General features: G+C 62.6%; 11 protein-coding genes. 7 read left to right on the forward strand and 4 right to left on the reverse strand.

Annotated elements, in window-relative coordinates; translation table 11 throughout:
• Window position 1: 1 nt before the first annotated feature.
• Entirely contained in the window at window positions 2-481 is a 480-nt protein-coding gene (locus HNP00_RS13535) for a hypothetical protein (RefSeq protein WP_184739936.1), read from the reverse strand.
• 102 nt (window positions 482-583) lie between these two features.
• Window positions 584-766 (reverse strand): hypothetical protein, encoded by a 183-nt coding sequence (locus HNP00_RS13540; protein WP_184739938.1) that lies wholly within the window; start codon window positions 764-766, stop codon window positions 584-586.
• 338 nt (window positions 767-1,104) lie between these two features.
• Between HNP00_RS13540 and dnaB the strand changes: the two genes are divergently transcribed.
• Window positions 1,105-2,484 (forward strand): replicative DNA helicase, encoded by a 1,380-nt coding sequence (gene dnaB / locus HNP00_RS13545; RefSeq protein WP_184739940.1) that lies wholly within the window; start codon window positions 1,105-1,107, stop codon window positions 2,482-2,484.
• A 52-nt stretch (window positions 2,485-2,536) separates the two neighbouring features.
• On the opposite strand, the gene HNP00_RS13550 is transcribed toward dnaB, so the two are convergent.
• Both HNP00_RS13550 and HNP00_RS13555 read right to left on the reverse strand, forming a co-directional pair.
• Window positions 2,537-4,015 carry a gamma-aminobutyraldehyde dehydrogenase gene (locus HNP00_RS13550; RefSeq protein ID WP_184739942.1) on the reverse strand — a complete coding sequence of 493 codons (1,479 nt, stop codon included), beginning with the start codon at window positions 4,013-4,015 and terminating at the stop codon, window positions 2,537-2,539.
• A gap of 91 nt (window positions 4,016-4,106) precedes the next feature.
• On the reverse strand, window positions 4,107-4,799 hold the full coding sequence (locus tag HNP00_RS13555) for a TetR/AcrR family transcriptional regulator (RefSeq protein WP_184739944.1): 693 nt from the start codon (window positions 4,797-4,799) through the stop codon (window positions 4,107-4,109).
• Window positions 4,800-4,967: 168 nt separating this feature from the next.
• On the opposite strand from HNP00_RS13555, the gene HNP00_RS13560 reads away from it, so the two are divergent.
• The 6 genes from HNP00_RS13560 to HNP00_RS13585 all read left to right on the forward strand — a co-directional run bounded on the left by HNP00_RS13560 (window position 4,968) and on the right by HNP00_RS13585 (window position 13,287).
• Entirely contained in the window at window positions 4,968-6,632 is a 1,665-nt protein-coding gene (locus HNP00_RS13560) for an amidohydrolase (RefSeq protein WP_184739946.1), read from the forward strand.
• Window positions 6,633-6,669: 37 nt separating this feature from the next.
• Window positions 6,670-8,319, forward strand: a complete 1,650-nt coding sequence (locus HNP00_RS13565; protein ID WP_184739948.1) for an ABC transporter substrate-binding protein — start codon at window positions 6,670-6,672, stop codon at window positions 8,317-8,319.
• Window positions 8,320-8,321: 2 nt separating this feature from the next.
• A complete protein-coding gene (locus HNP00_RS13570; protein WP_184739950.1) occupies window positions 8,322-9,341 on the forward strand; it encodes an ABC transporter permease in 1,020 nt (339 codons plus the stop codon).
• Window positions 9,338-10,195, forward strand: a complete 858-nt coding sequence (locus tag HNP00_RS13575; protein WP_184739953.1) for an ABC transporter permease — start codon at window positions 9,338-9,340, stop codon at window positions 10,193-10,195. The genes HNP00_RS13570 and HNP00_RS13575 overlap by 4 nt, the downstream gene beginning before the upstream one ends.
• Entirely contained in the window at window positions 10,192-11,796 is a 1,605-nt protein-coding gene (locus HNP00_RS13580; RefSeq protein ID WP_184739955.1) for an ABC transporter ATP-binding protein, read from the forward strand. Before HNP00_RS13575 ends, HNP00_RS13580 begins: the two co-directional genes overlap by 4 nt.
• A 75-nt stretch (window positions 11,797-11,871) precedes the next feature.
• Window positions 11,872-13,287 carry an FAD-binding oxidoreductase gene (locus HNP00_RS13585; RefSeq protein ID WP_184739957.1) on the forward strand — a complete coding sequence of 472 codons (1,416 nt, stop codon included), beginning with the start codon at window positions 11,872-11,874 and terminating at the stop codon, window positions 13,285-13,287.
• Window positions 13,288-13,289: the final 2 nt, after the last annotated feature.

Below are 13,289 nucleotides of genomic sequence, written 5' to 3' on the forward strand. Positions count from 1 at the left end.
ACTAAAGCCGATCTATGTAGTTCTTGGCGGTCAACAAGTCCGAATGAGTTTCGTGGCGGAGAAGCTTGATGGCCTGGATCTTCTGTCCGCTGCGGACCATGCCCTGCAATTGCAACGCAAACTGTGGATTCAACTGCCCGTTGGGCAGGATGGGGCCGTTGTAGCCCGCTTGGCCGACCCCGGGGCTGGCTCCGACTTGCGCCTTCAGTGCCGCCCGCGATTGGGTGTCCTGCTGGGACTGTTGCTGTGCATTCTGGCTTGGCCTTGTGGAAGCATTGATGCGTGCCCTTGCCGCCGTTGCCGCCTGTACCTGGGCGGCCTGGTGGGCTGCCGAACGGGCGGCCAACTCCCGTTGATAGCGTTCGGCGTCGGACAACCCTGTGTCGCGCGGCTTGAACGCCGCCGTGAGGGCCCAGATCACCGCCACAAGGATGACAACGGGCATTGCGACCAGCAGTACATCCCCAACAGTGAAACCCATACCTAGAGCTTATGTCAGAACGCAGTTATCCACAGCACATTCCTGTTTTGGCATAGCTTCTGAGAGCCGGCTGTCAAATTTGGGAAGGGATTGTGGGGCCCATCACATTTTTGGCATATTTATCCGGCTTTGGGCCGTTTGAGTGGAGTCGGTGGCGTGGATTGAGCGAATCGGCCTGTGGATGAGCGGCGGGTCAAAATACTTTTGATCCACATGGCTCGGGGAATGTTTTCCCAGCTCAAGGGCTAATTTCCGCAAAAAGAATTTCTCTTTCCACAGGGTCATGCACAGACTGTGCACAAGTAGGGGTATGTTTTCAACACTTTATCCACAAGCCCGGCTTGGTGCCTCGGAAAAGCAGGGCTAACGTGGCTGAGTACCTGCTTTAGGTACTTGGAAAACCTTTGTTTCTCGTGTGCGGTGCCATGGCGCCGTCGGTAACCAGCGCGCCCGCGGCAGGTCTGTGGAAAAGCTGTGGAAATCGGGGAACCCCAAATTGTCGGTGCTCCGCGAAAGAGTCGGACCAGCCGGCACACCGGGCGGCCGGGCCAACCCACACCGGGGCATTGACCCACCGAACCGCCGGGAACAGTTATTTGCCGCGGTACACAATGGAGGACGGCTTGTCAGTTACGCACTTGGATTCGATCGAGGGCGGCCGGACATCGGACGCCAGCCGCAAACCTCCGCAGGACATCCCCGCCGAACAGTCGGTTCTCGGCGGCATGATGCTCTCCAAGGACGCCATCGCGGACGTCGTGGAGATTGTCCGCGGGCATGACTTCTACCGTCCTGCGCACGAAACCATCTATGAGTCCATCATCGACCTCTACGGCCGTGGCGAACCCGCTGACGCTGTCACGGTGTCCGATGAGCTCACCAAGCGCGGCGAGATCAACAGGATTGGCGGCCCCGCCTACCTGCACGAGCTCATCCAGACCGTGCCCACGGCGGCCAACGCCGGTTACTACGCCGAAATCGTGGCGGAACGCGCCGTGTTGCGCCGTCTCGTCAATGCCGGCACCAAGATTGTCCAGATGGGCTATGGCCAGGACGGTGAGGTGGAAGACCTCGTCAACCAGGCCCAGGCCGAGATCTATGCCGTGGCCGAACGCCGCACCGCGGAGGACTACGTGGCGCTCAAGGACGTCATGGAATCCACCGTGGACGAGATCGAGGCATCAGGCCACCGCGGAGAGGGCATGACGGGTGTCCCCACCGGGTTCTACGAACTTGATGAGCTCACCCATGGCCTGCACCCGGGCCAGATGATCGTCATCGCCGCGCGCCCCGCCGTCGGTAAGTCCACGTTCGCGCTGGACTTCGCCCGTTCCGCTGCCATCAAGAACAACCTCGCCACCGTGATGTTCTCCCTTGAAATGGGCCGGAACGAAATCGCGATGCGCCTGCTGTCCGCAGAGGCCACCATTGGCCTTCAGGACCTCCGCAAGGGCACGATCAAGGACGAACAATGGTCCAAGATCGCCACCACCATGGGCCGTATGAACGACGCACCGCTTTTCATTGACGACAGCCCCAATATGTCCCTCATGGAAATCAGGGCCAAGTGCCGCCGTTTGAAGCAGCAGCACGACCTCAAACTGGTGATCCTCGACTACCTCCAGCTCATGAGCTCCGGCAAGAAGGTGGAGTCCCGCCAGCAGGAAGTCTCCGAATTCTCGCGTGCCCTCAAGCTGCTGGCCAAGGAACTCCAGGTTCCGGTCATCGCGCTCTCCCAGCTGAACCGTGGATCCGAACAGCGCCAAGACAAGCGGCCCATGGTCTCGGACCTCCGCGAATCGGGCTCCATCGAGCAGGACGCCGATATGGTCATTCTGCTTCACCGCGAAGACGTCTACGACAAGGAATCCCCCCGCGCCGGCGAGGCTGACATCCTCATCGCCAAGCACCGTAACGGCCCCACCAAGGACATCGTGGTTGCCTTCCAGGGCCATTACTCGCGCTTCGCGAACATGGCCGGCGAGACCGGCGGCGGGTTCTAAGATCCGGCCGACGTCCCACAGTCGGTGGCCGAGGGCGCACCGGCTCCATTCTTCAGCGAAGCTGGAAAATGGACCGGTGCCAGTCCTTTTCGACGTTCCCGCTTAGTTCGAACATGACGTGTTTGACCTGGGTGTACTCCTCGAAGGAGTAGGCAGACATGTCCTTGCCGAACCCGGACTGCTTGAAGCCGCCATGGGGCATTTCGGAGATGATGGGGATGTGGTCGTTGACCCACACGCAGCCCGCATTGATTTCGCGGGTTGCCCGCAGGGCCTTGCGCACATTGCTGGTCCAGGCGGAGGCGGCCAGCCCGTAGACGGTGTCGTTCGCGAGACGGATGGCCTCGTCGTCGTCGTCGAAGGGCAACACCACCAGAACGGGGCCGAACACTTCGTCCTTGACGATCTCGCTGTCCGCAGCGGCGTCGGTGATGAGGGTGGGCGGGTAAAAGGCGCCTCGCGCCAGGACACCTTCGGTGGGAATTTCGCCGCCGACGAGCACCTTCGCGTATCCGCGGGCGCGCTCAACCATTCCGGCCACGTGATCGCGGTGCTTGAAGGAGACCAAGGAACCAAGGTCCGCGCCGTCGTCGTCCTGCGACCCTAGGCGGATGTCCTGGAATCGCTTCGCGAGCTTGTCCACGAATTCCGGGTAGACCGAACGGTGCACAATTGCCCGGGTCGCTGCCGTGCAGTCCTGGCCAGAGTTGATCAGGCTCCCGGCGACCGCGCCGTGCACTGCGGCCTCCACGTCCGCGTCCTCGAAGACCACGAAGGGCGCTTTGCCGCCGAGCTCGAGATGAACGCGTTTGGCGTTGACGGCCGCGGCTTCCAGTACGGTGCGGCCGATCGCGGTGGAGCCCGTAAACGAGACCATGTCAACGCCTTCGTGACGCATCAGCGCCGCGCCCACTTCGGGTCCGGTGCCGACGAGGACGTTGACGACGCCGTCGGGCAGCCCTGCGTCGCTGAGCGCCTGAGCGAACATCACCGAAGTGAGTGGCGTGATCTCTGCCGGTTTGAGGATGATCGTGTTGCCTGCCGCGATGGCGGGAAGAATTTTCCATGCAGCCATCTGGAGGGGATAGTTCCAGGGCGCGATTGAGCCCACCACTCCGATGGGCTCGCGGCGAATGCTGGAGGTGTGCTCGGGCGAATATTCGGCCGTTGCCTTGCCTTCAAGGTGCCGTGCGGCGCCTGCGAAGAACTCGACATTGTCGATGGTCCCGGGGACATCGAAATTCCGGGTCAGGCGGAGGGGTTTGCCGGTCTGGCCGCTCTCCACTTGGGCGAATTCTTCGGACCGTTCCGTCAGGATCGCCGCGAAACGGTGCAGTATCGCGGAGCGTTCGCCTGGTGCCGTGCGGGCCCATGTGGCGAAGGCCGTCCGGGCTGCCGCGACGGCGTGGTCGACGTCGTCTGCACTGGCAAGGTCCACGGTGGCCACTACCTCGCCGGTGGCGGGGTTGAGGACGTCGTGCGTCCGGCCGGAAGTGCCCTTCTGGGCGCGGCCGTTGATGAATTGGTACATGATGCTCCCCCGAGGGATAGGTGGGTGGTTGATGGCGCGGCGAAGCTCGTGACGCCGTTCCCTGCCGGACCCCCTCCTAGCGGGTTTCCGGCTACCGGGCGCCCTCGCGCTCAGCGGAATCGAGAATGGCACTGAGGCCCGCAGAGAATACGTTGAGGCCATCAAGGCTGAGTAGCCGGTGGCGGTGTTCTTCGATCAGCGGGAAGCCGCTTACCGATGCGACCGCAATCGCTTGGAGCCAGGGCTCGTGGCCGTCTGAGTTAGGTTTGGCGAGCACTTCCTGGGCAATTCCGGAACCGTGTCCCAGGGTGTAGCTCTCCAGCGCTCCGTAATAGTCCACGAGCCGGTCCCCGGACAGACCTGCATCTCTCAGGCAGCCAAGGACGAATTCGATGGTGTGGAGTTCGCCCTGGCCGAAGGTGTCCGTGGCAAAGGCGTCGCAGCCAATCGACGGGTATTTGATGAAGATTTCGACCAGGGAGTTGAAGTATCGCTCAAGGCGTGGCCGCCAGTCCAAGGGCGCGTCCCCGGCAGTTGCTTCTGCAAGCGCCATGGAGAAGAGCCTGTCGAGCGCCGCGCGCAGGATCGCGTCCCGGTTGCGGAAGTGGCGGTACATTGCGGTGGGGTCCACGCCGAGTGCGTCACCGAGGCTTTTGAACGTGAAACGGGACTGGGGTTCGTCCCGAGCAAGTTCCAACACGGCGTCGATGATCGTGTCTGCATCGAGCCGCGCGCGTTTGTCAGTGAGTTGTTCCTCGCCTCGATCGGGCCGGGACTGCGCCACGTATCACCGCCTCTCTGTAGTTCCCTGTCTTGCGATCCCCACGGTACACGAGTCTCAGCCCTCAAAGTCAAAGAGATTGTCATCGCCATTGTCAATGGCATTGACATTTCCATCCCCCTCCACATAGTGTGACGCGGGGCACAATCAATCATTCAGGGAAGGGAACCGATGACCAGCGCCGAGACGATTTTTGAGAACGGGTGGATATACACCGGTGAGGACGAGCGTCCTGTCCGAACCAACGTGGCAGTTGCGGACGGCCGCGTACTGGCTCTAGGTGACGGTGCGGAGGTATCCGCGCTGGCCACCGGCGCCACGAAGCGCGTGGACTTGAACGGGCGTCTGCTCATTCCTGGTTTTCAGGATGCCCACATCCACCCCATCATGGCCGGGGTCGAACACCTGCAATGCGACCTCACCGAGACCACCACTGCCGAGGATGCCGCGGCTGTGGTGCGCCGCTACGCCGAGTCCCATCCCGACGAGCCGTGGATCCTTGGCGCGGGCTGGTCGATGGACTGCTTCCCGGGCGGGACGCCCACCCGGCAAATGCTGGACGCGGTAGTTTCCGACCGCCCCGTGTTTGTCCATAACCGAGACCATCACGGAGCCTGGGCCAATACAAAGGCCTTCGAATTGGCGGGGATCGGAGCGGAGACCCCGGACCCCGGGAGCGGCCGTATCGAACGCGAGGCCGACGGCTACCCTGCCGGAACCGTCCACGAGGGCGCCATGGAGCTGTTTGACCACGTGCGCCCGGGGACCTCCCCGGAACTGGCGTACGAAGGATTGCTCTGGGCACAGGAACTCATGCTCTCCTACGGCATTACGGCATGGCAGGACGCCTGGGTGGGCGTATCCTCCAACGGGTCCGCCGATACCTTGGAGACCTATGCCCAGGCGTTCGACGCCGGGGACCTCAAGGTTCGTGTCCGTGCAGCCCAGTGGTGGGATCGTTCAGCCGGCCGGGGACAGCTCGAAGAAATCCTGGCGCGTCGCGATCGTGTTGCCGACGCCTTCGATCCACTGCGTTTGTCCGCGGCGACGGTAAAAGTCATGGTGGACGGTGTGGCGGAGAACTACACGGCTGCCATGCACGCTCCGTACCGGGACAGCCACGGACACCAGACGGACAACCACGGCATCGAGTTCTTCGACCCTGCAGTGTTGCGGGAGTTCGTCACGGACCTCGACGCCAACGGTATCCAGGTCCACTTCCATGCGTTGGGGGATCGCGCCGTCACGGACGCGCTCGACGCCGTTGAGCAGGCACGCTCCACCAATGGACCCAGCGATAATCGCCATCATCTTGCCCACCTTCAGGTGGTCCGTGAGGCGGATGTGCCGCGCTTCGCGGCCCTTGGGGCGACAGCCAACCTCCAAGCCCTTTGGGCGTGCCACGAAGAACAACTCGATGAGCTGACCCTGCCCTTCCTGGATGCCGATGCCGAGGAGCGGCATTACCCCTTCGGTGAGCTCGCAGCGGCCGGTGCACACCTGGCCGCGGGAAGCGATTGGGCGGTCTCTTCGCCCAACCCCGTCCTGGCTATCCACGTTGCTGTGAACAGGGTGGAGCCAGGCGGCGCGCTGCCACCGCTCGGCCCGGAACAACACAAACTCTCGCTCAAGCAGATCCTGGATGCCTATACCCAGGGCACAGCATGGATCAACCACCTGGACACGGACACCGGCATCATCCGCCCTGGAGCCCTTGCTGACCTGGCGATCCTTGACCGTAACCTCTTCGACATCCCTGTGGAGGAACTGCACACGGCTCGCGTAGACGAAACCTGGATTGCCGGCGAGCGGGTCTTTGCCCGGGCAGATTCCTAAGCCCGAGATGACTTTCATGATCCGAGGAGGGAAGCGCATGACCCCCACACGCACACGGCGTCGACGGCTGGTCGCCATCGTCGCCGGTTGCTCGGCGATTGGCCTCATGCTGAGCGGCTGCGGTGCGACGGCGGGCGGCAACGACGCCGGCGCCGACAAATTCACCCTCAGCACTTCAACGCCCAAACCGAGCAAGGACATCGACAAGTTCAGCTGGGCGCTTTACGCCGAGCCGTTTTCGCTCGATTACGCTTACGCGTTCGACTACCCGGACAACCAGGTCCTGGCAAACATGTGTGAATCGCTCTTCCGTTGGAACCCGGACCTGAGTTCTTCCCCGGGATTGGCAACCAAATTTGAACACCCCGATGACTTGACCTGGGTGTACACGATCCGGCAAGGCGTCCACTTCCACGACGGCAGCCTCATGACTGCCGACGACGTCGTGGCCTCACTCAAGCGACATGTCGATGACAAGGTTGGATCCTTCTGGGTTTCAGCCTTTGCACGGGTGGCAGACATCCGGAAGACCGGGGACTATGAGGTCACCATCACCACCAGCGTCCCGGATTACAGCTTGAACTCCGCCCTCGTGGGGGCTCCCGGCGTGGTGGAATCGGCCAAGACGCTCACCAAGGACGGAAAGGACTACGGAAACGCCGCCACGGGGGTGAATTGCACGGGCCCTTTCCAATTTGACCATTGGGACGCCGGGGAGAGCATCACGCTCAAGCGCTTCGACGACTACTGGGATCCGAACCTCAAGCCCAAGGCGAAGGAGATGACCTTTAAGATCCTCCCCGACGCCAACGCGCGCGTGAACGCTTTGCAGACGGGTGAGATCGATGGCAGTTGGGGGGTTCCCCCCAATGCGCTGGACGTCCTCAAAGCCAATACCGACGCCGGTAACGTCTACTTTGGCAACAGCACCTCCGTGACGAGCCTCATCACATCGAATTTCAACGGCGTCTTCGGCGATGTCCGGGTTCGCAAAGCCCTCATGATGGCCATCAACCGTGACGCGCTCGTTCAGGCTGCGGCGCAGGGCTACGGGAAGAAGACCGATGCGCTCACCACCAGGAACGTGTGGGTGGATGCCCAGCCTTCCACGGTTAATTCGGCCTTTGAATCGCTCGAGAAGCAGGACTACAACCTTGACGAAGCCAGGCGCCTCATCAAGGAAGCGGGCGCTGCCGGCAAGAAGTTCGTCTACGCCACGGCGCCCATAAGCGCGGCCTCGGACATTACATCCCGCGCCGTCGCTTCGGCTGCCGAACAAATCGGCCTGGTGCCGGAGATTCAGACCATGTCCAATAGCAAGTACACGACGCTCTTCTCCGACCCGGCGGCCCGCAAGGGGATCGATCTCTTTGAGACGTCTTGGTACCTCTCCAGCGCGGACCCGACTGAAATGTACTCAGTGCTGCGCACCGGCGAATTCAGCAATTACGGTGGCTGGTCCAACGCGGACTTCGACCAGCTCGTGAACAACGCGATCGGCACCAAGAGCGTCGACGAGCGGGACCGGCTCGCGGCCCAAGCTGCGAAGATCGCCAGCCAGGATGTGGTTTGGTCTCCGCTCTATGAGAATGTCACCTTGCTGTGGCTCGGCAAGCGCATCACGGGCGCGGCTCCGTCGATCAACTACATGTACTACCCGTGGGCAGCAACGATTGGAGGCCGGTAGCCATGGCCGTGACCGAACTGGCGGCACCGTCCGTCCCACCAACGCCCGGAACAAAAAAGGGCCCGGCAGCGTCCCTGATGGTTTTAGCGCTCCGCAAGGTGGGAACCCTGCTGATCACGCTGTTCTTCGCCTCCTTGATCGTGTTCTTCTCGCGTTTTGTCCTCCCGGGCGATCCTGCCCGTTTCCTCCTGCGCGGGCGGAGCCCGAAGCCCGAAGCCCTCGTGGAAATCACAAAGCAGTTCGGCCTGGACAGACCGCCGATTGAGCAGTACCTCACGTGGGTTGGGGGCATCCTGCACGGCGACTGGGGCCGCTCTTTGACCTACCGCCAGAGCGTGAGCGACGTGCTCCTCAATCGCCTGCCCGTGACCTTGGAACTCGCGGTCCTGGCCGCCGTCTTCATCACAGTCCTGGGCCTCGTTGCCGGCATTCTTGCGAGCTTGAACAAGGGCGGGTGGGACCGCTTCATCCTCATCACGGTCACGGCCGCCGGTGCCATACCGCCGTTCGTTGCCGCGATTGCCCTCACCGCCCTCTTCGCGGTCCAGTTGGGGTGGTTCCCGTCTTTCGGCAGCGGTGATGAAGGACTGGGCCGGCTCTGGCACTTGACTCTCCCGGCCCTGGCCCTGGGATTGACATTCATTGCGTTCATGGCCCGGGTGACGCGTTCCTCGATGAACGAACAGCTCAGCCGTGAGCACGTCGAGGTGGCTACCAGCCGCGGCCTTAAACGCAGTTCCGTGGTGTTCCGGCACGTGCTCCGCAACGCCCTCGGCCCCATTCTGACGGTGAGTGGCGTGCTGATTGCCGGCCTTCTGGTCTCGAGCGCCATCGTGGAGCAAACGTTCGGACTGGCCGGGATCGGCCAGCTCCTTGTCCAGTCAATCGACCGGCTCGACTTCGCGGTGGTTCAGGCCATCGTCATGATCGTTGTCACGGCATTTGTCCTGGCCAATACGATCGTTGACCTCATTCAACCCCTCATTGATCCGCGCATCGCCGCAGGAACGGAGTCCCGATGACTCTCACAGGAACGATCCCCCTTCTGAGGACCCGGAGCTATGGAAGCCTCCTGTCGGGGACGGGTTGGTTGGCAGCGGCGGTGACGCTCGTCGTCGTACTGCTCTCCGTCCTCGCCCCGGTCCTGGCCCCATACGATCCAGACTTCGTTGATCTCTCCAGCGTGCTGGGCGCACCAAGCGGCGCTCACTGGCTTGGCACCGACGCCTTGGGCCGGGACCTGTTCAGCCGCCTCATGTACGGGGGGCGCACTTCGCTTATGGGCCCGTTGATTGTGGTGGTGGCGTCTACGGCCCTGGGCCTGCTACTGGGCTTGGCCACCGGATGGACCGATGGCTGGATGAGCCGGATCCTGAACCGCATTTTCGACCTGCTCTTCGCTTTCCCCGCGCTGCTGCTCTCTATGCTGGCCATTGCGATTTTCGGCAAAGGCCTGATGGCGCCGATTTTGGCCATGACCATCAGTTATGTACCGTACGTGGCGCGTTTGACGCAGCAGCTAGTGGTCGCCGAACGGGCCCGGCCGTATGTCCAGGCTTACCGGGTGCTGGGCTTCCGTACTCCTTGGGTGGTGCTGGGACGCGTCATGCCAAACCTGGTCCCCACCATTGGCGCCCAGTCCACGCTCAACTTCGGCTATGTGCTCGCCGACCTCGCGGCACTGTCCTTCATCGGCCTCGGCATCCAGCCGCCCACCTCGGACTGGGGCGCCATGATCGAGGAGGCACGGGGCGCGCTGCTCGGCGGCCATGTACTCCCTGGCCTGCTTCCTGCGCTCGTCGTCGTTCTTATTGTGGTGTCCATCAACGTCATCGGTGAGGAACTCTCCGACCGGATTGGAGGCAAGCTTTCATGAGCAAGCTCCTTGAAATTGAACAGTTCACGCTGCACTACCCAGGGCGCGGGGCGCTCTTGAGCGACGTTTCGCTGCACGTGGACGACGGCGAGGCCGTCGCCCTAGTGGGAGAGTCCGGCTCCGGGAAGTCGCTCACTACCCGGGCGGCGTTGGGCCTTTTCCCCGAATTCTCCCGGCTCTCCGGTTCGGTGAAGGTACGAGGCCTGGACACGACGAGCGCCCCTGCAGCCAAGTTACTTGAACTGCGCCGCAACCACGCCTCGATGATCTTCCAAGACCCGCGCGCCGGCATCAACCCGGTACGCACGGTGGGGGATTTCCTCACCGAGACGCTGGTGAGATGGCGTGGCTTGAGTCGCGAAGAAGCATACGCTCGGGCCGTCACGCAGCTGGACCAGGTGGGCCTGCGGCGGACCAAGGATCTGATGCGGCAGTACCCGCACCAGCTATCCGGCGGCATGCTGCAACGTGTCATGATTGCGGGCGCGCTGCTCGATTCGCCCGAATTGCTTTTGTGCGACGAGCCAACCACGGCCTTGGATGTCACCACCCAGGCCGGGATCGTCGAATTGTTACGCGAGCAGCAACAGGCGCGGGGTATGGGCATGCTGTTCATCACGCACGACCTGAACCTCGCTGCCTCGCTCTGCGACCGGGTCTACGTATTGCGCAAGGGCGAAGTCGTGGAGCATGGCGGGGCACGCGAGGTCTTCATGAGTCCCCGCGCGGACTACACGCGCCAGCTGGTCGGCGCCACGCCGCGCATCGAAATAGACAAGGTCCCGGCGGCGCCCGCCGCCGATGGCACCGTGCCGCTGCTCGCGGTTAAGAGCCTCTGTAAGCGCTACGAGTTGCCCAGCGGGGAAGAACTGACTGCCCTGAACGACGCCACGTTTAGCCTTGCCCCTGGCGGCTCGCTAGGGGTCGTGGGGGAGTCAGGTTCAGGCAAATCGACATTGGCGCGGATGATTGTTGCGCTCGAGACGGCCGACGAGGGCGAACTCGCGATCAACGGCCGCGTCCGTGCCCCACGTCCTCTCCGGGCGGCTGAGCGCAAGCAACTGGCCAAGGACGTCCAGATCGTCTTCCAGGATCCTTACCTATCCCTGGACCCTCGGATCGTCGTGGGTAAGGCTGTGGCGGACGTTTTCCGGCTACACCAAGGAAAAGGGCGGGCAGAGGCCGTGAAGAGCGCCGGGGAGCTTCTGGACCGCGTGGGCATCGGCCCTGAGCGATTCGACGCTAAACCGCGGGCGCTTTCGGGCGGACAGCGGCAGCGTGTGGCGATTGCCAAAGCCCTCGCTGCGCGGCCCAAGCTGCTGGTCCTGGACGAGGCCACGAGTGCCCTGGATGTCTCGGTCCAAGCGCAGGTGCTGGAGCTTGTGGAGGAGCTGCGTGAGCAGTTGGGCCTGACCCTCCTCTTCGTGACTCACGATCTTGCGGTGGTTTCGAGGCTGTGCGCGGAACTTCTTGTGCTCCAGCACGGCCGGATCGTGGAACAGGGGTCCACCTCGAAGATCTTGTCGGCTCCCACCAACGACTACACCCGGACGCTCATTGACTCGAGGCCGCGGGCGCTCTGGGAAGAGCAACTCGCTTAGGTCCGGCATCAAACGCCCGGCACCCGCGCCACCAACCCAAGGTGCCTCAGGCCCTCATAAATAGGAGATATTCCAGTGCATACGACCGTTTTTGAACGGATCCGCCCCGACTCGGCAATCGTCGAGCAGTCATTGGCGGATACCGTGCACCGCCCATTCTGGATCGACGATCTGGGCAAAGATGCGGTCCGCTACCCCCAGCTTGACGCTGAGCTTCGGGCCGATCTGGTGGTAGTGGGCGCGGGGTACACCGGACTTTGGACTGCCCTTCGGGCCAAGGAACGCGATCCCGAACTCGACGTGATCGTGATCGAGGCACGACACGTCGGGTGGGCCGCGTCAGGCCGCAATGGCGGGTTCTGCGTTGCGAGCCTGACGCACGGCTATGAGAACGGCAAGAACCGCTGGCCCCAGGAATTGGAGCAGCTTGAGCGTCTGGGAAGGGAAAACCTGGACGGGATCGAGGAGACCGTTGAGCGCTATCAAATTGATTGCGATTTCGAGCGGACGGGCGAGCTCAGCGTGGCTGTGGAACCACACCAGGTTGAATGGCTCAAGGGGGAAGCCGGGGACGGGATTTTCCTGGACGCGCATGCGATGCGCGCATCCGTGAATTCCCCCACCTACCTCGCGGGCCGTTGGCACAAGGACGCGGCCGCCATGATCCATCCCGCCAAGCTAGCTGCCGGTCTGGCCCAGGTATTGACAGGGCTGGGGGTGCGGATCTTTGAAGAATCCCGGGTGAGTGGGCTGGAAGAGCTACCCGACGGCGTCCGTGTGTCCACAGGAGCCGGTGGTGTGCGCGCCAAGCACGTAGCCCTAGCCACCAACGTTTTTCCGTCGCTCCTCAAGCGGAACAGCCTTATGACCGTTCCGGTCTACGACTACGCACTCATGACGGAGCCGCTCACCGACAAACAACTCGCCGCCATTGGCTGGAAGGAGCGTCAGGGCGTCGGCGACATGGCCAACCAATTCCACTACTACCGCTTGAGCAAGGACAACCGCATTCTCTTTGGCGGCTACGACGCCATCTACTATGCGGGGCGTCAGCTGAAGGAAGCGTATGAGGACCGAGACGAGACTTTCAGGAAGCTGGCCAGCCACTTCTTCACTACTTTTCCGCAGCTGGAAGGTTTGAAGTTCACCCACAAGTGGGGAGGCGCGATTGACTCCAGTACCCAGTTCTGTACCTTTTTCGGTACGGCACGAAAAGGACGGGTGGCCTACGCCGCAGGCTTCACAGGCCTGGGTGTAGGCTCCACTCGCTTTGCCGCAGACGTCATGCTCGATCTGCTGGGCGGACAGGACACGGAGCGGACCCGCCTTCAGATGGTGCGCAAACGCCCGCTCCCCTTCCCGCCCGAACCCTTAGCATCAATCGGGATCAACCTCACCCGCTGGTCGATGGACAGGGCCGATCACAATGCAGGCAAACGGAACCTTATCCTCAAGACGCTCGACGCCGTGGGGCTGGGTTTTGACTCCTAGGC

The sequence above is a fragment of the Arthrobacter sp. AZCC_0090 genome, assembly GCF_014207375.1.
Classification (GTDB): Bacteria; Actinomycetota; Actinomycetes; order Actinomycetales; family Micrococcaceae; genus Arthrobacter.